This window comes from Paenibacillus glacialis (genome assembly GCF_001637205.1).
Classification (GTDB): Bacteria; Bacillota; Bacilli; order Paenibacillales; family Paenibacillaceae; genus Paenibacillus_AQ; species Paenibacillus_AQ glacialis.
In genome coordinates this window covers 57,398-80,524 of sequence record NZ_LVJH01000074.1, presented here as the reverse complement: position 1 = coordinate 80,524, position 23,127 = coordinate 57,398, and the positions used below count along the sequence as shown (strand labels likewise).

Sequence of the window (23,127 nt, the reverse complement as noted above, 5' to 3'; positions counted from 1 at the left end):
TCATGTACTGTAACTAAGCTTCAGAGTCGAAACTGTTCTGAAGAAGCAACAGAGATCAGAAGGACAATCCGTCATCGAGCACTATTTCTCATTCAGTTTACTTAGCAAATCATATTGAATAACTTGATCAGAGCTGCTGAGTTGAAACTTGGCTTGATCAAAGCCGACACGGCAGCTACTGACAGTAGTCGTAACACGTGAGTTGAGATCATAGCAACTACCGTTCTCGAATATGCCATTTGGGGATGGAATATAGAATACCTTTCTGTCTGAGAAAGCCCCGGAACGAAGAACTACAAACCGATCATCTTCAACGAATAGATTGTTACCTAACATGTGATAGGAATCCGTTGAAATTCCAAGCAGATGGAGGAGAGATGGCGTCATATCGAGTTGTCCAGAAGCTTCAGAATATTCTCCTGCTCGGCTGCCATCGGGTAGATGAATCAGTAAAGGAACTTGATTCATAATTTGCTCCATATCGAGATCATTCAACTTTTTACCTAGAAATTGTTCGTAATAGGGCTTGTCTTTAATTGAATTATCGTGATCTCCATATACAACAAGGATGGTATTATCCCAAAGCCCCTGTTCTTTCATCTGTTCAGTAAAGTTCCCAAGTGCATCATCAACATAATGGATCGATTGTAGATAATCTCCGAATATAGTATCACTGAATTCACCCACATCTAATTCTTGTTTGTCTTTGGGGATCGTATAGGGATGATGGCTGGAAAGTGTAATAAGGAAAGAATAGAAAGGCTGCTTGATCGATTTCATCTCATTTAAGGATTGTTTGAAGAATGAGTTGTCACTAAGTGACCAGCCGAGTACCTCATCGAGCGTATAGTCTTTTTTGCTAAAAAAGCGGTTATATCCCATATGGTTATACATGATGGTCCGATTCCAAAAGCTACTATCGTACGCGTGGAATACGTTTGGCGAATATCCGTGATCCTTCAAGATCGTTGGTAACATATCGTACTTATGTTCGGGATAACGAACGAATACAGAACCAGAAGGCAGCGGATGCAGTGAACTGTGAGAACTAAAGTCTGCATCAGATGTTCTTCCTTGTCCTGTCTGGTGATAATAATTGCTGAAATACATACTTTCTTTCATTAGCTTGTTGAAGTTCGGAGTGATTTCTTCACCATTGATGCTTTTACCGATCATAAAATTCATGAAGGCTTCAACTTGAACGACAACGACATTACTGTTCTTGTACTTTCCGAACGATTCGTTCTGTACGGATCTTTGATCGCTCTTGTGTTGAAATAAATTCTTGATAGCATCCATTTCTTCTTGAGGAAGGGTAGGTTTGGGTCCTAGATGATCTTGTGCATACCGATAAATGTCGTAGCCATGAAATCCGAGTAAGCCTGTGACATTGTAGAGAGTGATGTTCCACCAATTGCTTTCCAATACTCCTTTGGCCCAAGTTTCACTATAGTATTTAATGGGAGCGAAGGTGAGAACGGAGCCAATTGCTAATATTAGAAGTCCTGTAATGAATCGGCGGATAAGTTTGTCACTTCTGCGGTGGGTTGAATGTGTCTGGTGAATATGCCAACTGGTATTTCTTCTAAGTCGTTGGACGAACTTCATGATGACATAAGCGAAGATGATTACCCAATCAATGAAGAAGTATAGATCATTCCATTCTAAAAGCGACTGTATGCTTTCCCCTAACGAACTGATTTGCCCAGTCTGAAGAAGAACAGGGATTGTAATAAAGTCTCCGAAATACCGATAATAAACCAGATCTGAATACATGATTGCCGTTAGAAAGAGATTCAATAGCATAAGCGATACGAGATAGCCTCGGCGTGGTAGCCATAATGCCCAGAATGACACGATCATGATTGATCCTGTGGCAATGATATAATCCAGAAAACTTAGATCGATATAAGGAATGTTAAGGCGATGATCGATCAGAGTTATTTTGCAAAGTATCAGAACAATAAATAACGAATAACTGATGTATCGGAACAAACGAAGCTTGTTGTGTTGGCTCCAGCTACTATTACCGAGGGTGCTTCCTCTTTGGAAATACACGAATAGTCTCCCCTTTTTGTTAACGGAATGTAAAAATGATAGGCTTTTTCTATCATATCACTCCATTGTTCGTTTTCAACTGAGAAGGATGACAAGGATATAGACTTTAACATACAATAGGAGCGAATTCAGTAGAATTACTGAATTCGCTCCTATTGTTCAAGCGGGAAATTGATGGTTATTCAATGTGTAACTGTGATTCCCCACGGCCACGAGGTGGAAGGGGTCCAAGGTATTGATAGTACTGACATTCGATGGTTCCGTTGTATAATTTGCGACGTTTGTCAGCTTTCTTGTTGAAGATGGTTTCGAAACGTTTAGTGGAACTAATCGCGAAAAATGACCAAGAAGGTAGACTTACAGTTAGTCTCTTTAAATCACGAATAAGTTGCTCTACCTCCGTTATTTCACTTAAACGCTCTCCATAAGGAGGGTTGGTAATCATACAACCGAAATCTCCTTGAGGTCTTGCTTTGCTGATCGGTAGAACTTCTAACTTAATATCTTTGGCAAATCCAGCGGCGTTTACTGCGGCTTGAGCAACTTCAATTGCTGCTGGATCGATATCACTTCCGGAAATCTGCAAAGGAACATCATCGCGAACGGAATCAAATGCTTCTTCCCTTGCTTCAGTCCATAGATGCTCAGGGATGATAGGCCATTCTTCCGAGTTAAAGGTACGACGTAGTCCAGGAGCAATGTTCCATCCAATCATCGCTGCCTCAACTAAGAGTGTACCCGAACCGCAACATGGATCGTAGAAAGGTCTATTAGGATTCCAACGGCTTAATTGGATAAGTGCCGCAGCCATCGTCTCCTTCAATGGAGCTTCGGTTACGAGCTTACGATACCCACGCTTATGAAGACCAGAGCCGGTTGTATCAAGCGTGATCAAGGCAGTATCATTTAACATAATAACCTCAACGACATAACGTGGTCCATCTTCAGGGAACCATTCAGTATGGTAAGTCTGATTTAATTTGTCTACGATCGCTTTCTTAACGATACTTTGACATGCCGGAACGCTACTCAGTTGTGACTTAAGAGAACGTCCCTCAACTGGAAATTCACCATTCTGAGGAATCACATCCTGCCAGGGTAAAGCTTTGACACCTTCGAACAATTCGTCAAAAGTGGTGGCAGGGAATTCGCCCATCAATATCAAAATACGGTCCGAGGTACGAAGCCATAAATTACAACGACATATATCGATTAAGTCCCCACTAAAGATGACACGTCCATTCTCGACCGTCATATCATGGTAACCTAGTTCTTTCAATTCGCGAGCCACGATTGACTCTAAGCCCATTGGTGCGGTAGCAATAAGTTGCAAGTTAGCCACGGTATACAATTCAACTCCATCCGGCCATCTGTACTGCAACACGGCAGCACTTAGAGACCTATAAATTTAAAGCAGTCTTGCCGATTACCGACAAAACACATACAATAATGACTTAGTAACACTTGAACGTACAACCAAACATTTATTATAAAACAAATAGGCTTATATGGAAAGTTAGTCTTAAGGAGGAAACGGCGTTGAATCTAACCCCTGATGAATATGTTAACCAATTGTATGAAGAAGATGAGCAATTACAGCAAGTGAAAAAAAGTATTATCGAGCAGGGAATGCCAGAAGTGTCAGTGGCTCCTGCATATGGCAGGCTTCTAACATTACTTGTTCAGACAGCCCGTGCGCAGAGTGCTCTTGAAATAGGAGCACTCGGTGGTTATAGCGGCATTTGCATTGCTAAGGGCCTTCCAGCGGATGGACAACTACTCTCTTTAGAGTTAAAGGAAGAGTATGCGAAGCTTGCGAAGGGGAATCTGGAATCCGCAGGCTTCGGTTCCCAAGTAGATTATATGATTGGGCAGGCACTCGACAGTCTAGAAGAACTCAAGCAAGCAGGTAGAACGTTTGATTTCTTTTTTATTGATGCTGACAAAGAGAACTACCCATTGTATTTAGAATATGCTATTGCGTTATCCAAGCCTGGATCATTGATTGTAGGGGATAACTGCTTCTTGCGTGGACGCACCTTGAACTCGGAGAAGAATGGACCAGCGGTACTCGGAATGCGTCATTTCAATGAGAAAGTTGCCACCGATGATCGACTGGTAAGCACATTACTTCCAGACTACGATGGATTGTCCATCTCATGGGTGAAGTAACAGGTTAATTGATCATAATAGTAATCGTAGTGATATCAAGGGGCTATTCCAAGGTCTAAATCGACCTGAGGGATCAGTCTCTTTTTTGACACTCCTTATATTTAGCGAAATGTACGGTGTTCATCGATACGAGCATATAGCTTTAGTCTTACCCATAACATGTTCAACAGCATCAAGCAGCCTGAGATGATAAATAAACCTTCGATTCCGATAATACCAGATAATAGTCCTCCAACAGCGGCACCCATCATACTACCGAGGGCGAGCGTACTGCTGTTAAATCCAAACGATCTGCTCTCCATACCATCGGGTGTATAGGAACGGATGAGAGCATTGACGCTCGGTAATAAGCCCCCCATAAAGATACCCATTAGGAATCGAACAATGATGAGTTGCCAAACATTATGTACAAAGGCTTGAGGAATTAGTGTAAGTGAGGTACCAATTAAGGCATACGTAAGGATTCGATGGGCACCTAATTTATCACTTAACTTACCAAGCAAGGGTGAAGAAATCATATTAGAGACTCCTGTTACAGCTATAACTACACCTGCCCAAAAAGCAATGTCTCCCGAAGAGGTATGAAGCTTTTGTACATACAGCGGAAGCAATGACATTGGACTCACCATGGCGAATTGTAAGAGGAATGTCACGGCAAATAGGGCTGGCAATTGAGGAATGTGTGCTAGATCTTTAAAACCTTGGATGACCGATACTTGAGGGATTTGCGATGCTTCTTTGCGATCAAAGGTTTCTTTGACTAAGAATAGTGCAAGGAAAGAAGCGAGAAGTATTAGAACCCCTGTAATATAGAAAATAGGACGGAACCCTATGATATCGGCGAGAATACCACCAATTAGAGGCCCAAGAATGGTGCCAGCTACAACACCAGATTGCATCATTCCCATGGCAAATCCTATACGATCTTTAGGTGTGGTACCTGATACGAGTGAGATTGCGGCTGGATTGAACCCTGATATGGTACCGTTCAATAGACGGAGCAACAATAATTCCCACGGATTTCTTGCAAACCCCATAAGTACGATGACAATGGCCATACCAAAACCGGACCGTAATAACATAATTTTACGTCCATATCGGTCTGCAAGCTTACCCCAAAGGGGTTGGAATAAAAATGATGTCAAGAAGTTCGCAGCGAAAATGAGTCCAGCCCATATGCCAATTGCATGCTCGTCCTGTACTCCTAAATCTTTGGCGAGATATAAAGCTAAGAATGGTGTAATCATAGTCATTCCAGCATTAATGAGGAATTGGCCAATCCAAAGTACAATAAGGTTTACTTTCCAAGTTTTCAAATGCGATGCACGTCCCTTCTAAGCTGCCATTACACCCCTCATTAAGAACAATATTTCAGTATAACATACGAGGGATTATCTCAAATGATAGGAATGTCATAGTATTGCCATGACATCTTACGGTGTTATAGTTGTTACTTACTTTTAAAAAGGGCATAATATATTAATGGAAATCTTACTATACTGGAGGCTAATGAATGACCTACAATGATACTTTTATACGCGCTTGCTTTAAACAGGATGTTAAACATGTACCCGTCTGGTATATGAGACAAGCGGGTCGTTATGATCCTGAATACCGTAAAATCAAAGAAAAATATAGTTTACTCGAAATATGTCGTCAACCCGAGCTTGCAGCTCAAATCACGATGATGCCCGTACATAAGCTAGGTGTGGATGCAGCTATTCTTTACTCTGATATTATGAATCCTGTAGCTTCCCTTGGCATTGATTTCGATATCGTCAAGAACATAGGACCGGTGATCGATAATCCGATTCGTTCTGCTGCAGATATTGAACGTCTCCGCCCGATCGATGTGGATAAGGATCTGAGTCACATTTTGGAGACGATCCGTATTCTAGATAAAGAGCTGAATGTTCCGCTTATCACTTTTGCAGGAGCACCTTTCACGATTGCTAGTTATTTGATTGAAGGTCGCCCGTCCAGGAACTATATTCTTACGAAGACCATGATGTATAGCGAGCCGCATCTTTGGTTCTCTTTAATGGACAAGCTTGGTGATATGGTCATTACCTATGTGCGATCTCATGTTGCCAATGGTGGCAAAGCAATTCAACTATTCGACAGTTGGGTAGGTGCACTTGCTCCGAAGGATTTCGAGAAGTTTGTGCTTCCAACGGTTACTCGTATCTTTGCCGAACTTTCGGATTTGAATGTACCCAAAATTTATTTTCCAGGTGTAAGTTCTGGAGAACTCTTACCCGGGCTTAGTAACTTGCAATCTGATGTGATTGGTCTGGATTGGAGATTATCGATCTCAGAAGGACGTAGAAGAACAGGTGGTCGATTTGCTATGCAAGGAAATTTGGATCCATTTATTTTGACTGCGCCTATAGATGTTATTAAACAATATGCGAAAGAAATCATTGATGATGGTATTCAAGAGCCTGGATTTATTTTCAATCTAGGACATGGGTTATTCCCTGAAGCATCACTTGATAAGCTGCGGGAATTGACAGAATATGTTCATGAATATTCAGCTTCCAAGTTGAAATCTTAAAGATAAATTTATGTAAACCTATACTGACTCAGAGGTGGTTAGCTCGTGAAATCTAAAGTTGGCGTGTTGGTTATGTCATACGGAACACCGGAAAGCCTAGAAGGCATTGAAGCTTATTATACGCATATCCGCAGAGGCAAGGCTCCAACGCAGGAGCAGCTCCAGGATTTAACGGATCGTTATGAAGCTATTGTTGGCGGAGTGTTTCCCTTACGCGAGAATACGAACCTACAGGTAACTGAACTACAAGCAGCTCTTAACCGAAATCAAGACCAATCGGGGATCGAGTTTGTATGTTATCAAGGGTTAAAGCATGCTTCACCATTCATCGAAGACGGTGTGGAGCAAATGACCAAGGATGGTATTAAGCGTGCTGTAGGAATCGTACTGGCACCGCATTATTCCATCATGAGCGTTGGTGGCTACATCAAACGTGCACAAGAGAAAGCAACGGAACTCGGTCTAGATATGTCCTTTGTAGAAAGTTATCATCTCCATCCTAAGTTGATTCAGGCACTTAGCGAGCGTGTAAGTGCTAAGCTGGATCAATTCGAGGAAGCGGGAGCTATTCGTGAGGATGTAAGGGTATTATTCAGTGCGCATAGTCTACCTAAACGGATCATCGAGATGGGAGATCCTTATCCAGAGCAATTACTGGAGACCTCTCGTGCGATTGCTGAGGCGACAGGAGTTACTTCGTGGCAGTTCTCTTGGCAAAGTGCTGGGCGGACGGCTGAGCCATGGCTAGGACCTGACATTCTGGATACACTGCAAGAACTTAGTGTAGAACAGATCGAGAATGTACTTGTTGCGCCTGTAGGCTTCGTATCAGACCATTTGGAAGTGTTGTACGATCTGGATATTGAGGCTCAAGCCATCTCGAAGGAACTAGATATGCGTTTAATGCGTATTGATTCGCTGAACAGTGACCCTCTCTATATGGAGACCCTTCGTGCCGAGGTACTGGCAGCCTTAGAAAAAGGCAATGTATCATAACTCTAAAGATCTTATCTTTAAGATCAATGAATGCATCCAAATGGGGACTCCCGAAATATTTCGGGGGTTCTATTTGTTTAGCTGAACCTGATATAATGAATAGCGATATGGTTTGAACATTTTTAAGTTTTAAGAAGGAGTGAATAATGTACCCACCACGTTCTAATAAAGGTAAAGCTACAAGAAGAGTGAAGAAGAGGCGCTTAAGTAAGTCATGGGTGCTACTTAATTTATTTCTGGTTACGATGATTGTGATGTCAATTTCTTATTTCTGGTTAATAACCCAAGATACTAAATCGGCTCAACCTTTGGAATCATCAACTAATACTTCCTCAGAGCTTCCACCTACAGCTGATAGTCCTAATCTCGATACGGATAGTTCACCTACGGTAACTTTAGAGAAGGATCAACCTATAACGAATGATCCAACTAAGGATGCAACAAAGGAAACAGAAACACCTAAGGAAACAGAAACCGTTAAACTTAAAGCACCTAAAGATTCCGATGTAATGGATGAACACAAAATATCTGAAGAACCCAAATTCGCCGGTAAAACGGATGAATCGAATGACCCTAACGAGATTTTAGCAAACGCAGATACAATCCTTAATTTTCACTTTGCTGGGGACATGATATTCTCCGGTAAAGTAGAGGGTAAACTGAAGAAGGAAGGGTATGATTATCCCTTCAAACATTTAGGAGACATTTTTCAAAAAGATGACTTAACGATTGCAAACCTAGAAACACCAGTAACGATAGCGGGAGTAGGAGCCACTAATAAACAATATGTATTCAAGTCATCACCTAAGGCGTTAGATGCCCTGAAGAAGGCGGGAATGGATGCGGTAGGTCTTGCTAATAATCATATCCTGGATCAAGGCGTTCCTGGACTCCTGGATACGTTGAAACACTTGGAAGAGAGTAAACTTCAGTATGCGGGTGCGGGTAAAAACGCGGATGAAGCATATGCTCCGGAATATTTCACACGTCAAGGTGTAAAGATTGCGCTTGTGGCCGTTAGTCGTGTTGTACCAGATACCGATTGGTTTGCTGTAAAAGGGAGACCGGGTGTAGCTTCAGCATATGATCCTACTGCGGCTCTACAATCCATTGCCAAGGCTCGCAAGAATGCAGATATCGTCATCGTTATGGCACATTGGGGAGCAGAACGAGCGTTGAATCCGAATGCGAATCAGACGCAGCTTGCTCATAAATTTGTAGATGCTGGTGCGGACCTTGTCATTGGATCTCATCCTCATGTACTTCAAGGCCTTGAACAATACAAAGGTAAGTGGATTGCTTATAGTACGGGTAATTTCATATTCACTAAATCCGCAACTCCATCGACTTGGAAGACGGCTGTCTTCGCAACTACCTGTACGCCGAAGGGAGAATGCAAGATAAAACTTATTCCTTTCCACGCTGAAATAGGTCAACCAGTGCCGATGTCAGATGAGGAAGGTCAAAAACTATTTAAGGAAATACAGAAATTGTCTATTGGTGGTGTGACCATAAATAAAGACGGTACGGTCATCAAACCTAAATCATGATTTCGTCTAACCTTAAGGAGGTTGAAGATTTGTGAATAATTTATGCGTAGCCCATAGAGGGTTTTCGTACAAAGCACCTGAGAATACCATAGCAGCGATACAAATGGCGATGAAAGAGCCTTTTGTGCCGTGGGTTGAGATAGATACACAACTATCGATGGATGGCATACCCGTTGTCATTCATGACTTCACTCTTAATCGGACCACGAACGGCAAGGGGTTAGTGAAGGATCATACATGGGCACAACTTCAGCAATTGGATGCGGGGAGCTGGAAGGGCCGTGTTTTTAAAGGAGAAAGGATTCCTACTCTGGATGATGTTCTTAAGTCTAGTTGTGGGAGACTTCGCCTTAACATTGAGCTTAAAACGAAGGGGGATATGTACCCTGGTCTAGAGCAAGCTGTTATGGAGCGAATTCTATATTATCGTATGGAGAATGATGTGATCCTGACTTCATTTGACAGTGATGCACTAAGAAAAGTGAAAGAACTAAATTCTAATTTCGCAACAGGACTAATCATTGATGCTAGACCTCTGGATTTACTAGAGCGACTTAAAGAACTAAAATGCTCCTTCCTATCGATTGGAGCTTCTCACTTAGATTCAACACTGACTTCGACACTCGTCTCTCAAGGAATTACAGTCATGGCGTGGACTGTGGATGATGCTACGGGTATGAAACGTCTGGCGAACATGAATTCGGAGATTATGATTTGTACCAACCGTCCAGATGTATGGGGCGCAACTTTCCTAGAACGTAAACATTCATTTTGGTAATGGAAATTTATAAAATAAGGAATGATATACTCATGGATTCTATGATTCGTAATGTCTATTGCGTTGGGCGTAATTACAGATTACATGCAGCAGAACTTGGTAATGCTGTACCGCAAGAACCGATGATATTCATGAAACCTTCTCATGCCGTGATTCCGCTTGATCAGAGTGTCATTGCATTGCCGAAAGATCAAGGTGAAGTGCATTATGAAGGGGAAATTGTTATTCTCATTGCTCGGGATTATGAACAAGGGGTTTCTATAAATGAGTTAGTTGATGTCATGGCATTAGGCATTGATTTCACGTTACGTGATGTTCAGCAGGTCATTAAGGAAAAAGGTTATCCATGGACAGCGGCTAAAGGGTTTAGATCATCTGCACCACTTACGCCATTCGTTACTTTTCCAGGGACGGAAAAACTGAGTGAACAAGATTTCATGGTTATTAAGAATAAAGTGGAAGTACAGCGCGGTAATGCGAGCGACATGATCTTCTCACTGCAAGAGATTGTAGATTACATAGGCTTGCATTACGGATTGGGTAAAGGTGATTTGATCTTTACGGGTACACCAGCAGGTGTTGGACCTGTATCTTCGGGGGACGAATTCGAGCTCTTGTGGGGAGATAGACAGCTTGGCAGCTGTCTCATTAAATAACGTATGATGTGGATTGTGGGTAGTCTCTGCGCATTAATGGTATCAACTGCAGCTTACAGGAAGAAGTCCCTCTCGTTGTCAGGTGCAACTGCAGCTACGATCATGGGGACCATTTATTTTGCGGCAGGCAGCTTGTTCTGGTTCGGTATTTTACTTGCATTCTTTGTCTCCTCTTCTGTGATATCCAAGTTCCGTCAAAGTGTTAAGGCTGAGGCGGAGAAATCCTATGCGAAGACTGGGCGGCGAGATGCTGGACAAGTATTAGCAAATGGCGGATTGGGTATGTTGTTGTGTGTTCTGAATGGTATCTGGCCTCATCCTGAATGGTCATACTTATTCATAGGTATTATGGCAACGGTGACTGCAGACACATGGGCTACGGAGATAGGGAGCTTAAGTACCAAGCCTCCACGTTCAGTATTGAATGGTAAGGTATTGACAGTTGGAACATCGGGTGGTGTATCCCTCTTAGGAAGCGTTGCTGCGGCTGCAGGTGGAGCCATGATTGGGGGGCTTGCATGGATATTGGGAAGCTTATCTGGCTCATGGGAAGACATTCAATGGTCTGCACTTCTGATATGGGTACTAATCGGGCTTGTCGCAGGACTCGTAGGAGCCTTTACAGATTCATTGCTAGGAGCATCCATTCAAGTGATGTATAAGTGTCCTGTATGTGGTAAAGAGGTAGAAGTAGTACATCATTGTGATCAACCTACCGTACAAATTCGAGGTTGGCTCAGAATGAATAACGATGCCGTCAATATGTGGAGTTCTGTCGTTGGCGGCGTGGTTGCTTGTGTAATTGGTATATATGTGGGATTATAATAGGCTGATAATAAGTGTTACAATGAAATGGAATGATTCGAGGGTGATCTAGAACATCGAATGATTGTCATTCAAATATGATAAGTTAGTAGGGAAAAATAGAGATGAATATATTGACTGTAGAACATATAAGTAAAAGTTATGGGGAAAAGGTACTGTTTAAAGATGCTTCCTTCGGTATGGAAGATCAGGATAAGATTGGTATTGTTGGTGTGAATGGAACGGGGAAATCAACGTTCTTACGTATTATAGCAGGTTTAGAAAAGCCAGATGAAGGCCAAATCTCTAGTGGGAATGGTGTTAGAATCAGGACACTAGCGCAGAATCCTGATTATGATCCGGAAATGACCGTTTTACAGCAAGTATTCCAAGGTAATGATCCGCAAATGAAAGTCGTGCGTGACTATACAGAAACGATGGATTTATTAGATCTTGATCCTTCAAATGAAGAAGTTCTCGAACGGTTGTTGGATCTAAATCAAGAGATGGATGCTCTACAGGCTTGGAATCTTGAAAGTGAAGCGAAGATCATTCTGAATAAACTCGGACTTACACAGTTTGAAGCCCTGATGGGAACGCTGTCTGGTGGACAACGGAAGCGTGTAGCATTGGCTAACGCCCTGATTCAACCCTGCGAGTTATTGATTCTGGATGAGCCTACGAACCATATTGATACGGATTCGGTGGCATGGTTAGAGCAATATTTACAGAAGCGTCGTGGTGCATTACTTATGATTACCCATGACCGGTATTTCCTTGATCGCGTTGCCAATGTTATGTTGGAGCTTGATTATGGACGGTTATTTCGATATCAAGCCAATTATTCAGCTTTCTTGGAATTGAAAGCAGATCGTGAAGATAGAGAGGCTTCTACAGAGCACAAGAGGCAGAATCTACTTCGCTCAGAGCTTGCTTGGATGCGTAAGGGACCCAAAGCGAGATCTACCAAACAAAAGGCAAGGATTGATCGCTATGAAGAGCTAAAAGATCAGCAAGTTGTACAACGCGCAGGATCGATGGATATGTCTGTAGCTTCGAGCCGTCTCGGTCGCAAAATTCTAGAGATTGATCATTTACACAAAACCAATAATGATGTCACTCTTATTAAGGATCTTACTTATATTGCTGTTCCAGAAGATAGAGTAGGAATTGTGGGTCCAAACGGAAGCGGGAAGTCAACGCTACTTAATCTTATAGCCGGTAGACTCGAACCGGATGGAGGAGAGATTAGTCTGGGTTCCACAGTGAAGATTGGTTACTTCACACAAGAGCATCAAGAGATGAATGAGAAACAACGTGTTATTGAATACATCAAAGAAGTGGCGGAAATCATCACTACGTCAGATGGAAGTACCATTACTGCGGGAGCCATGTTAGAACGCTTTCTGTTCCCTCCAGTTCTTCAATGGACACCGATCGCGAAGTTATCTGGTGGTGAGAAGAGACGTCTATACTTACTAAGAGTACTCATGGGAGCACCTAACGTTCTTCTTCTTGATGAACCGACGAATGATCTTGATATCCAGACACTAGCGGTCTTGGAACAATATTTAGACGAGTTCCCTGGTGTCGTATTTACAGTGTCGCATGATCGGTACTTCCTAGACCGTACGGTAGATAAGATTGTTGCTTTTGAAGGGAACGGAGTTCTTAGAGTTCATGTTGGTTCATATAGTGAGTATGAGGAATGGATGAGTAAGAATGTTACCAAAGGATCGGATCGTAAACGTGTAGATCAACCTTCTGAACCTGTATCCAAACCTACTCCTGAACCCAAAGAGCCTGTTAAACCGGTCTCATCAACCGAAAAAGTCAAGTTCAGCTTCAAAGAACAACGAGAATTTGATCAGATTGATAGCCTAATTCAGGCAGCTGAACAGAATATAGTGGCTCTAAACACTCAGATGGAAAATTCCTATAGTGATTCTGCTCGTCTTCAGGAGCTTATGCTTAAGCTACAGGAAGCGCAACAAGAGCTCGAACATCTAATGGAGCGTTGGACGTATCTAAATGAATTAGCAGACAAAATGTAAAGAGAAATCTTAAATAAATGCAACAAAGAGGGACTATACCATTACGTCGTAATCTGACGTAATGGTATAGTCCCTTTTGTTTGTGTCATACGAAAAAGATGTCCAAGCAACTTAAATCCTCATTACTTTATGTACGCTGCAAGCAACTTGGTTGTATTGAGGATGGCTTGTTTATGTGTGCGCTCCATGGCATGAGAAGCATGAACACCTGGACCGATCAGAGCAGCACGGATATTGTTGCCAGCGCCGAGTGCTGCAGAGGCATCAGATCCATAATGCGGATACACGTCGACAGCATATGGAATGTTCTCTGATTCGGCTAACGCAATAAGACGGCTTGTCATTTCATAGTCGTAAGGACCTGAAGAGTCTTTCGCACAAATGGATACATCGGTTTCTTTACAACTCAGATCATCACCGATACAGCCCATATCGACCGCAATCATTTCAACGATATCGTCTGGAATGGACGCCGCTCCATGCCCAACCTCTTCATAATTGGAGATGAGAATTTTTACTGTTGTACGTGGTTTCCAGTTCTCACGTTTCATGGATTCAAGGAGACCGAATAGAGCTGCTACACTAGCTTTGTCATCGAGATGACGAGATTTAATGTATCCACTGTCCGTGATAATACTCCTAGGATCGAATGATACGAAGTCACCTACAGAAATGCCTAATTTCAACACATCATCTTTCGATTCTACAAGTTCATCAATACGAACTTCCATATGATTCTCTTGTCGTTTGAAATCACGAGCATCACTGTAGACATGTACAGAAGGATGGGTACTTAAGATAGTTCCAGTATAGGTTTTACCGCTACGTGTATGTATCGTACAGTATTCGTTCTCAATAGCCTGTAGCATGAATCCACCAACCAACGTAAGACGAAGTGTGCCTTCAGACTTGATAGCACGAACCATTGCGCCTAACGTGTCAACATGGCCGCTCAGTCCTATCGTATGGCTATTATCATGACCTTGGACGGTTAATATAGCCCCACCTTTATGATTCCATGTAAGAGGCACTTCAAGGGCTGTGGCTTCTTCTTCAATATGTTTCATAACTTGAGCAGTGAATCCACTCGGACTAGGTGTATTTAGTAATTTCTGAAGAAAGCTCAGTATGTAATTCTCATTCGGTTGGATTGACAAGGGATGGTTCCTCCTTAAGATCTTCATGGGTGGTTGTTGCATGGATAGGAGACTGTGAATATCCAGTTTCTTTCATAACATGATTAAGTTCATTAGACAAACGTTTAATTTCTTTTTGTAACTTATACTGTCTGTAAATTCCGTATGAACCGACGATGATTCCTCCGATGAGCGTACATCCTATTATTAGTAGAATAAGGGGAAGACTGATCACATTGAAATAAAAATTAACCTCGACGGGATTCACATTAATGACAGCGAATAAGGCTGTTAATAGAGCAAAAACAAGTCCAGCAATTAATGACCATTGTATTTTCATATAGGCACCTCCTAAACGTTTTTTGTAGCGTCGCTTCCAATCAGTCCGTTGTAAAAAACTTGCATCGGATGCATAGGCTTCAATGATAGTATAAAATCCCTTGACCAAATGGACAAGGGATTTTATAACAATGTTCAAAATATCAGAAAGTATAAGTTTCACTTGATACTCTATTCCTTATATTTCCGATGAAACGGGCGCCGTCTTTGAAAAAGGACCGTACAGCCGTTTCTACTTGTAATATTATTTGGTTAATTGCTCCATCTGTGTAATCAATTCTCCGAATACGCTCATAGCTTCTCGAATAGGTTGTGGTGAGGACATATCCACACCTGCTTTACTCAGAATGTTGATGGAGTAGTCACTACCTCCACTTTTTAGGAATCCAAGGTAACGATCAACGGCTGGCTGGCCTTCTTCAAGGATTTGTTTAGAGAAGCTAGTCGCTGCTGAGAAGCCGGTAGCATATTTGTATACATAGAAACTGTTATAGAAGTGAGGAATACGAGCCCATTCCATAGCGATCTCTTTATCCACTGCCATATCTGAACCATGATATTTAACATTCAGATCATAGTAGATATCGGAGAGTGCTTGAGGAGTTAGGGAATCACCTTGCTCTGCATGTTCATGTATGAGTTTCTCGAACTCTGCAAACATGGTTTGTCTAAATACAGTTGTGCGGAATTGGTCAGCATAGTAGGTTAGTAGATACATTTTTTCTTTAGGATCCGTTGATTTCTTCAATAAGTAATCCATCAACAGTGCTTCATTCGTAGTTGATGCCACTTCCGCTAAGAAAATAGTGTATTGAGCATCACGATATTTCAACGCATTATCTGAATAGTAAGAATGTAACGCGTGACCCATTTCATGAGCTAACGTGAACATACTATTAAGATTTTCATTGTGGTTCAATAGCACATAAGGATGAGTACCATAAGCGCCCCAGCTATAAGCACCAGTTCGTTTACCTTCATTCTCGTATACATCAATCCATCCGTTATCGTAACCTTCCTGTAGCGCACTTAGATAATCTTCTCCAAGTGGTTGTAAGCCTTCTTTAATGGTCTTCTTAGCTTCTTCATAGGTGATGTCCATTTTGTATTCATCCACAAGTGGAGCGAAGAGATCGTACATATGTAATTCATCAACGCCTAAAAGTTTTTTGCGTAGTTTCATGTAGCGATGTAGTAAAGGTAAGCTCTCATGAATGGTATCAATTAGATTGGTATAGACTTCTTTCTGAATGTTGTCGCCGTATAGAGACATTTCAAGAACAGAAGGATACTTACGAACACGTGAGTAGAAAATATTTTTATTTACGTTTGCACTTAACGTTGCAGCAATCGTGTTTTTTTGTTTGCCATAAGTTTCATATACCGCTTTGAATGCACGACTACGAACTTCACGATTAGGACTTTCTAGGTACTTAATATAACTACCATGAGTTAGCTCAACTTCTTTGCCATTCTCATCTTTAATCTTAGGGAACTTCATATCGGCATTGTTGAGCATACCAAAGATGGTTTGTGGTGCTTGAGATAAATTACCTACTTGTGCAAGTAGGGCTTCTTCTGTCTTCGAGAGAACATGAGCCTTCTCACGTTTCATTTCTTGAAGTGTAAATTTATAGTCACTTAAGACTGGATCAGCGATGAAAGCGTCTAATTTATCATCTGGAAGAGCTAGAAGTTCAGGTGTTACGAACGACAATGCTTCACCTGCGTCAACGCTTAATTTCTTTCCTTTTTCAGTTAGTGCTTGGTATGTAGGGTTAGTTGTATCCTCATCAAGATGCATATGGGCATATACGTAAAGACGTTCAACATCGGAGGAAATATCATCGTCTAGCGTAAAACATTCCTTCACAGATTGAACCGTATCTAATTTACCTTGAAAGTCAGTTGCTTTGGAAATTTTCTTCAGAACTTCTTTGTATGTGTTGTCCCAAGCCGATTGGTCTTTAAATAAATCTTGCAGGTTCCATTGATTGTCCTTGGATACTTCTGAGCGTTTCAATAATTGATCCATGGGAATCCTCCTTAATTGTTGTGTGAGTAAAGGTTGGGTTCCGGCTGAGGCTTTGATAGGTAGAGAATAAGGACTGGACACAATACTAAGGGCGATGATGAGTGATACAGTCTTGGTTAAGATCACCAGAGTTGTACCTCCTTTACATATACAATCAACCCATATTATATCCAGTCCTACACAAAATTATTATTATTCTCTCATCAAACTTAGGAACCCATGTTTAGAAAGCTGAATAGGATTAAGATAAAGGCAATGAGGATCATAACGATGGCGGTAAGAGCCATCCAACGCTTCAAAGAAGGCGGGATGGAGTTCTTACCCATGATTAGAACACCACCTAAAGCAAAAGCTAAGATGATAAAGATGAGAGTGCTATTAGCATCCATGAGTGATTATACTCCTTTGAAGGCAGCCATTAACTCGCGCCATTCATCTTCTTTATCAATAAATTCTTCTTTAGGAAACCTATTGTTTGCCCAATGCATTAGCGCGGGCCGACTAAGAAACGTCTGAGTTTCTTCTCCCCATTGATCAGAGATTTCACGAAGAACGAGGTATTTTCCTTGAACTTCGATGGTCATCATATTCCAATTGTCTTTTTTGTATATTTCATGTTTTTTAATCATATGCACATATCTCCGTTTGCTCTTTTGATAAAATGATAACGCAGACACACTTATAAAAGCAAATAAAAACGGAGATATGAAGATATTGGCTTGCGTTGCATTGGTGAAATTCATGTCATGTTATATTTGAAAGTCGCTGTAATGGCGGTATTTTTAGGAGGTTGTTCATTTGAAGGGAACGGTTAAATGGTTTAATGCGGAAAAGGGGTATGGTTTTATTCATGTTGAAGGTGGCGAAGATGTATTTGTTCATTTTTCTGCCATTCAAGGAGAGGGATTCAAGACGTTAGATGAAGGTCAAGCGGTTGAATTCGAAGTCGTGGAAGGTAATCGTGGACCCCAAGCAGCTAACGTAGTCAAATTATAAGAAACAGCTCCGTATTTAAGAATTTAAACATACATTTAGGCGCAATTCTCTTGAGTGAGGATTGTGCTTTTTTTAAATATAAGCAAGTATAAGTTTCACTTGATACTCTATTCCTTATATTTCTACTTGGTTACTTTGATGTAAGTTGTGTCTGTAATGCCTTTGACCGATTCAACAACGAAATGATACACTAGAAGGGATGAAACATACAATTTTATAGGGAGCGCTACCGTTATGAAGTTTAAATTGTTTAAAGATCGCAAAGGGAAAGCAGATCAGGCTAAGAATAATAAATTCGTGAAGCTTGGTCGCGAAATCTATGTGCAAGCTCGTAAAGGTGGACCTAATCCTGATGCGAACTTTGGTTTGAAGACAGCCATCGCTAATGCACGTCAGATTAATATGCCAGTTGATAACATTGAACGTGCTATAAAGAAAGCGGCAGGCAATGGTGAGAACGTAGAATATGACGAAATCTATTATGAAGGTTACGGTCCCGGTGGCGTAGCTATCATGGTGAAATGTCTGACAGATAATCGCAATCGTACAGCTGCGGATGTAAGATCGATTTTTAATAAGCGTGGTGGTAACATGGGCGAGTCTGGTTGCGTATCTTACATGTTCGATCAGAAGGGTATGCTTGTTATCGATCGTGAGAAGTATGAAGATTTGGATGAAGATACACTCATGTTACAAGCGATTGAAGCTGGTGCTGATGATGTCATTACGAACGAAGAGTCTTTTGAAGTCATAACTCATCCTCATGAATTCGAAGCGATCAAAAGTGTTTTGGAAGAAGCTAAACTTGTATTCAGTAGCTCTGAAGTACGTTGGATTCCGCAGAACACGATCGAAGTGGAAGGCGAGAATGCAGAGAAATTGCTACGTATGATGGATCTTTTTGAAGATAATGATGATGTTCAAGATGTATATACTAACTTTGAGATTAGTGAAGCAGAGATTGAACGAATTGGGTAACCATCTTGTCTTACCATCATAAAAAATGCACTGACCTTGGTATAAGCCCAAGGGATAGTGCATTTTTTGCGACTACCTATGATTCTTTCGGTATTGTACGTATCGGAATAGGGTCGATAGTATATCATAGTTAATGAAATATGGATGTGATTTACTAGATTTCGACAAACTTCTGAATCTAAATAATAAAATGTCGGATAGTGACTTTGTTTATTTGTACAAAATGATGGTACATATTATAATAATGATGATTTGAATTAGGAAATAATTAGACAATCATGCGGAGGCACCGTCATTGAAAGAGAATGAGCAACGCCTAAACCAAGTTCCTCGTAATCCATTGAGTCTAATGAGTCGTGTATATAAGCATATTTTGCCTGATGTACGGAAGGAACTAAGCGCTTGGCGCAAGTTAGCAAGCCAAATACCTGATCCTGAGCTCCGTATGCAGGCACTCTCCAGCATTGATACGAAACAGTTTCATTGTCAGGGTGGTGCTGTTTATGCAACAATTGATTCGCCGGATAGAAATGTATTAATACGTCTCATTGTGTCTTATCAGACGATTAGTGATTATCTTGATAACTTATGTGACCGTAGTACATCGATGGACGCTGAGGATTTCAGAATGTTACATCAGGCCATGTTAGATGCTATTGATCCTGATGCGTTGCAACATGATTATTATGCTTTGCACAAGGAATTGAATGATGGTGGTTACTTATCTGACCTAGTACAGACTGCTCAGAGCTGCATTCGACTTCTTCCGGGTTATACGGCCGCCTTACCCTATATAAGAGATCTAGTAAGTCTATATACCGACTTACAAGTGTACAAGCATATCCATCCAGATCTCAGAGAAGAAGCTCTTCTGAATTGGTGGTCATTGCATAAACACCGAACTCCTCATTTGGAATGGCAGGAATTCGCTGCTGCTACGGGGTCTACATTAGCTGTTTTTATGCTGTTTCTTGCTGCAACTGATGCCGGATTGTCCGATGATGGAGCAGCTTCCATTCATACATCTTATTTTCCTCATGTGTGCTGTCTGCATATCATGTTGGATTACTTAATTGATCAGGAAGAGGATCGGTCAGGTGGGGATCTTAATTTCTGTAACTATTACAAGGATACAGAAATGATGCTAGAAAGAATCACCCTTATTGTAGCGTCTGCAAGAAAGGACGTTACTACAATCCCGTCAACTCCTTTTCATCGTATGATTATTGAGGGTCTATTGGCTATCTATTTATCCGATCCCAAAGTTAGCGAGCAACAGGAAGTTGTTTTAGCATCAAGGCAATTGATGAAAGGAAGTCCGCTTACCAGGATATTCTTCTTCATGAATAGTCGCTGGATTCGTAAACGTTTGTATAAGCAACTATAAGTAATAAAATAGGAGGAGAAAGAAATCATGACAATAAAAAAAATAGCAGTATTAACAAGTGGTGGAGATTCTCAAGGAATGAATGCAGCTGTACGCGCGGTTGTTCGTAGTGGATTATATTATGGCTTAGAGGTATATGGTATTCAACGAGGGTATCAAGGACTTCTCAATGATGATATATTCTCTATGGATCTAAGAAGCGTAGGTGACATCATTCAACGTGGAGGAACTGTACTTCAGTCTGCACGATGTAAAGAATTTATGACCCCTGAAGGTCAGCAAAAGGGAGCGGATATTCTACGCAAACGTGGCATCGATGGTCTAGTGGTCATCGGTGGAGACGGTTCTTATCACGGTGCTAATAAGTTAAGTAAGTTGGGAATTAACACAATGGCACTTCCTGGTACCATTGATAACGATATTTCTTATACAGATTTCACAATAGGTTTCGATACATCCGTAAGTATTGTTGTGGATGCGATTAATAAACTAAGAGATACCATGTCATCTCATGAACGTTCATCCATTGTAGAAGTTATGGGTAGACATTGTGGCGATATCGCGTTATACGCAGGTCTTGCTTCCGGAGCAGAGACGATTATTGTACCTGAGGTACCGTTCGATATGGACGAAATTGCAGAACGCATGGAGCAGAATTTCGCGCATGGTAAACGTCATAGTATTGTTATCGTTGCTGAAGGAGCAGGTACTGGTGAAGATGTAGCGAAACAACTAGTTGAGCGCTGCGCAACGTTGGAACCGAGAGTTACAGTACTGGGTCACATTCAACGTGGAGGTACCCCAACCCCGGCAGATAGAAATCTTGCAAGTCGTTTGGGTGATTTCGCAGTACGTATGCTTATTTCAGGAGAATCGGATAAAGCTTGCGGAATTATTAGAAATGAATTAGTTCTTACGGATATTGACAAGGTCGTTAACAGTAAGAAAGAATTTAATGTGGAATTGTATGAACTAGCAGCACGCCTATCTCAATAGTCTAGCTTTTTGTTTATAATACAAGGCTTTTCCAAACGTGTTTTCTAAGCAACTTTCTCGGGTAGTTTCAAAAAAAGTAGGTCAAGGATAATTTCCTTGACCTACTTTTTTTGATTACAAGAAAGTATAAGTTTCACTTGATACTCTACTTCTTGCTATTTCCAAGAGACGGCTACCCCATCCTTAAGAGACGGTGTAGTTGGTTCTTCTTCTTGGTTCTAACAATTACTGAAGTCAGCGGCTAGAATTGGGGATGGTTATCATGTACTATGCCATAGCGTTTCTGAATATATACGAGACGTCTAAGAAGAAGGATCGCCCCTATGGCTAATCCGGTAATTAATCCGATCCAATACCCATCCGCTCCGAGTGTAGTGAAATTAGCTAACAAATAACCTACAGGAAGTCCAATAACCCAAAAGGATATGAAAGCAATGATAAATGCCGGAGTTACATCTTTATACCCACGCAGCACGCCTTGAATTGGCGTTGCAATAGCATCGGATATTTGGAAGAAAATAGCATATACTAGAAAATGCTGAATGAGTTCAATGATGTGATTTTCATCTGAATAGAGGAACGCTACTTGTCTACTAGCGAAGATAAGTACAACGGCCGTTAGGAGTGAAAGGGTAATAGCACTACCTATCCCAAGGAATGCGTACTGTCTTGCATCTTTAATACGTCCAGCGCCCTTTTCGAATCCCACTAATATCGTAAGGCTCATACAGATACTCAAAGGAATCATATATAGTGTTGTGGCAAAGTTCAAAGCTGCTTGATGTGCTGCGATGGTAGCGGTGTTAAATTGACTCATTAGCAAGGTTACTGCAGCAAAAACGGCTGTTTCGAAAAAGATGGAAAAACCGATGGGTACGCCGATCTTAAGTAGATCTTTCCATGCATTTAAGGAAATCTTATGAAATTTCTGAAATATACCCAAACCGGCAAATTGTTGTCGACGTTGAATAAACCAAATAGCAGTTAAGAAAATGCACCAGTACGTTATACCTGAGGCGATGCCGGCACCAGCTCCACCAAGACGTGGGAAACCGAACTTACCGAAGATTAATAAATAATTAAGGGTGACGTTAATAGGCAGGGAGAGGAGTGTTATCGTCATGGATGTTCGTGTTTCGCCGAGTGCATCAATTAAGCTACGTAGCACCATGTATCCAAACAAAGGAATAATTCCGATGGAAATACCTAGTAGGAATTGGAAAGCAATCTGCCGCACATTAGAATCCAAATTCATGATATCTAGAATTGGAGATATAACGAATCCTCCGATGATTAGAACCATTATTGCGAGAAGAAGAGAAAGCCAAAGTGCTTGTATGACCTGATAAGAGACTTTATTTTTTTGGTTATTTCCAATTAACTGTGACACGATGGGGGTGAGTCCCATTAGAATTCCACTAAGTCCTACTTGGATGGGAACCCAAAGGCTAGACCCTATGGCAACCCCTGCAAGATCAATGGAGCTTGACTTACCAGACATGTTTGTATCGAAAAAAGTTATCGCTGATAACGTGATTTGTGTAATAAGAATAGGAAATAAGATAACTAGAAATTGTTTAAATTTTTCTCGGATTGTTGTTGTAGGTTTCATTCGTATCCCTTTCTTAATTACCC

At 41.3% G+C, this 23,127-nt stretch carries 21 protein-coding genes; 12 read left to right on the top strand and 9 right to left on the bottom strand.

The window, feature by feature from the left end:
- Positions 1 to 81: 81 nt before the first annotated feature.
- Both PGLA_RS25715 and PGLA_RS25710 read right to left on the bottom strand, forming a co-directional pair.
- Positions 82 to 2,058 (bottom strand): LTA synthase family protein, encoded by a 1,977-nt coding sequence (locus PGLA_RS25715; protein WP_068538055.1) that lies wholly within the window; start codon positions 2,056 to 2,058, stop codon positions 82 to 84.
- A gap of 178 nt (positions 2,059 to 2,236) precedes the next feature.
- Entirely contained in the window at positions 2,237 to 3,400 is a 1,164-nt protein-coding gene (locus PGLA_RS25710) for a THUMP domain-containing class I SAM-dependent RNA methyltransferase (RefSeq protein ID WP_145939690.1), read from the bottom strand.
- A gap of 197 nt (positions 3,401 to 3,597) precedes the next feature.
- On the opposite strand from PGLA_RS25710, the gene PGLA_RS25705 reads away from it, so the two are divergent.
- Positions 3,598 to 4,230, top strand: coding sequence for an O-methyltransferase (locus PGLA_RS25705; RefSeq protein ID WP_068538054.1), 633 nt, complete (start codon positions 3,598 to 3,600; stop codon positions 4,228 to 4,230).
- Between the two features lie 101 nt (positions 4,231 to 4,331).
- Here the strand turns inward: PGLA_RS25705 and PGLA_RS25700 are convergent, their stop codons facing one another.
- Positions 4,332 to 5,546, bottom strand: a complete 1,215-nt coding sequence (locus tag PGLA_RS25700; protein WP_068538053.1) for an MFS transporter — start codon at positions 5,544 to 5,546, stop codon at positions 4,332 to 4,334.
- 197 nt (positions 5,547 to 5,743) lie between these two features.
- Here PGLA_RS25700 and hemE point away from each other — a divergent pair, with 197 nt between their 5' ends.
- The 7 genes from hemE (at position 5,744) to PGLA_RS25665 (ending at position 13,625) form a co-directional block, all read left to right on the top strand.
- Entirely contained in the window at positions 5,744 to 6,787 is a 1,044-nt protein-coding gene (hemE, locus tag PGLA_RS25695) for a uroporphyrinogen decarboxylase (protein ID WP_068538052.1), read from the top strand.
- A gap of 45 nt (positions 6,788 to 6,832) precedes the next feature.
- Entirely contained in the window at positions 6,833 to 7,783 is a 951-nt protein-coding gene (gene hemH, locus PGLA_RS25690) for a ferrochelatase (protein WP_068538051.1), read from the top strand.
- A 146-nt stretch (positions 7,784 to 7,929) separates the two neighbouring features.
- Positions 7,930 to 9,333, top strand: a complete 1,404-nt coding sequence (locus PGLA_RS25685) for a CapA family protein (protein WP_068538050.1) — start codon at positions 7,930 to 7,932, stop codon at positions 9,331 to 9,333.
- A gap of 31 nt (positions 9,334 to 9,364) precedes the next feature.
- A complete protein-coding gene (locus PGLA_RS25680) occupies positions 9,365 to 10,111 on the top strand; it encodes a glycerophosphodiester phosphodiesterase (protein ID WP_068538049.1) in 747 nt (248 codons plus the stop codon).
- Positions 10,112 to 10,143: 32 nt separating this feature from the next.
- A complete protein-coding gene (locus PGLA_RS25675) occupies positions 10,144 to 10,767 on the top strand; it encodes a fumarylacetoacetate hydrolase family protein (protein WP_068538048.1) in 624 nt (207 codons plus the stop codon).
- Positions 10,768 to 10,770: 3 nt separating this feature from the next.
- Positions 10,771 to 11,592, top strand: coding sequence for a DUF92 domain-containing protein (locus PGLA_RS25670; RefSeq protein WP_068538047.1), 822 nt, complete (start codon positions 10,771 to 10,773; stop codon positions 11,590 to 11,592).
- A 104-nt stretch (positions 11,593 to 11,696) separates the two neighbouring features.
- Positions 11,697 to 13,625 carry an ABC-F family ATP-binding cassette domain-containing protein gene (locus PGLA_RS25665; RefSeq protein WP_068538046.1) on the top strand — a complete coding sequence of 643 codons (1,929 nt, stop codon included), beginning with the start codon at positions 11,697 to 11,699 and terminating at the stop codon, positions 13,623 to 13,625.
- Positions 13,626 to 13,747: 122 nt separating this feature from the next.
- On the opposite strand, the gene PGLA_RS25660 is transcribed toward PGLA_RS25665, so the two are convergent.
- The 5 genes from PGLA_RS25660 to PGLA_RS25640 all read right to left on the bottom strand — a co-directional run bounded on the left by PGLA_RS25660 (position 13,748) and on the right by PGLA_RS25640 (position 17,764).
- The gene (locus tag PGLA_RS25660; protein ID WP_068538045.1) at positions 13,748 to 14,782 is read right to left on the bottom strand and encodes a M42 family metallopeptidase; all 1,035 of its coding nucleotides are present in this window, start codon (positions 14,780 to 14,782) and stop codon (positions 13,748 to 13,750) included.
- The gene (locus tag PGLA_RS25655) at positions 14,763 to 15,101 is read right to left on the bottom strand and encodes a LapA family protein (RefSeq protein WP_068538044.1); all 339 of its coding nucleotides are present in this window, start codon (positions 15,099 to 15,101) and stop codon (positions 14,763 to 14,765) included. Before PGLA_RS25655 ends, PGLA_RS25660 begins: the two co-directional genes overlap by 20 nt.
- 243 nt (positions 15,102 to 15,344) lie before the next feature.
- A complete protein-coding gene (gene pepF, locus PGLA_RS25650; RefSeq protein WP_068538043.1) occupies positions 15,345 to 17,135 on the bottom strand; it encodes an oligoendopeptidase F in 1,791 nt (596 codons plus the stop codon).
- A gap of 209 nt (positions 17,136 to 17,344) precedes the next feature.
- A complete protein-coding gene (locus PGLA_RS25645; protein ID WP_068538042.1) occupies positions 17,345 to 17,524 on the bottom strand; it encodes a hypothetical protein in 180 nt (59 codons plus the stop codon).
- A gap of 6 nt (positions 17,525 to 17,530) precedes the next feature.
- On the bottom strand, positions 17,531 to 17,764 hold the full coding sequence (locus PGLA_RS25640; protein WP_068538041.1) for a hypothetical protein: 234 nt from the start codon (positions 17,762 to 17,764) through the stop codon (positions 17,531 to 17,533).
- 169 nt (positions 17,765 to 17,933) lie between these two features.
- Between PGLA_RS25640 and PGLA_RS25635 the strand changes: the two genes are divergently transcribed.
- The 4 genes from PGLA_RS25635 to pfkA all read left to right on the top strand — a co-directional run bounded on the left by PGLA_RS25635 (position 17,934) and on the right by pfkA (position 21,492).
- Positions 17,934 to 18,131 (top strand): cold shock domain-containing protein, encoded by a 198-nt coding sequence (locus PGLA_RS25635; protein ID WP_068538040.1) that lies wholly within the window; start codon positions 17,934 to 17,936, stop codon positions 18,129 to 18,131.
- 234 nt (positions 18,132 to 18,365) lie between these two features.
- The gene (locus tag PGLA_RS25630) at positions 18,366 to 19,109 is read left to right on the top strand and encodes a YebC/PmpR family DNA-binding transcriptional regulator (RefSeq protein WP_068538039.1); all 744 of its coding nucleotides are present in this window, start codon (positions 18,366 to 18,368) and stop codon (positions 19,107 to 19,109) included.
- Between the two features lie 349 nt (positions 19,110 to 19,458).
- A complete protein-coding gene (locus PGLA_RS25625; RefSeq protein WP_068538188.1) occupies positions 19,459 to 20,496 on the top strand; it encodes a tetraprenyl-beta-curcumene synthase family protein in 1,038 nt (345 codons plus the stop codon).
- Between the two features lie 24 nt (positions 20,497 to 20,520).
- Positions 20,521 to 21,492, top strand: coding sequence for a 6-phosphofructokinase (gene pfkA / locus PGLA_RS25620; RefSeq protein ID WP_145939679.1), 972 nt, complete (start codon positions 20,521 to 20,523; stop codon positions 21,490 to 21,492).
- 241 nt (positions 21,493 to 21,733) lie between these two features.
- On the opposite strand, the gene PGLA_RS25615 is transcribed toward pfkA, so the two are convergent.
- Entirely contained in the window at positions 21,734 to 23,104 is a 1,371-nt protein-coding gene (locus tag PGLA_RS25615; protein ID WP_068538037.1) for an MATE family efflux transporter, read from the bottom strand.
- Between the last annotated feature and the right edge of the window lie 23 nt (positions 23,105 to 23,127).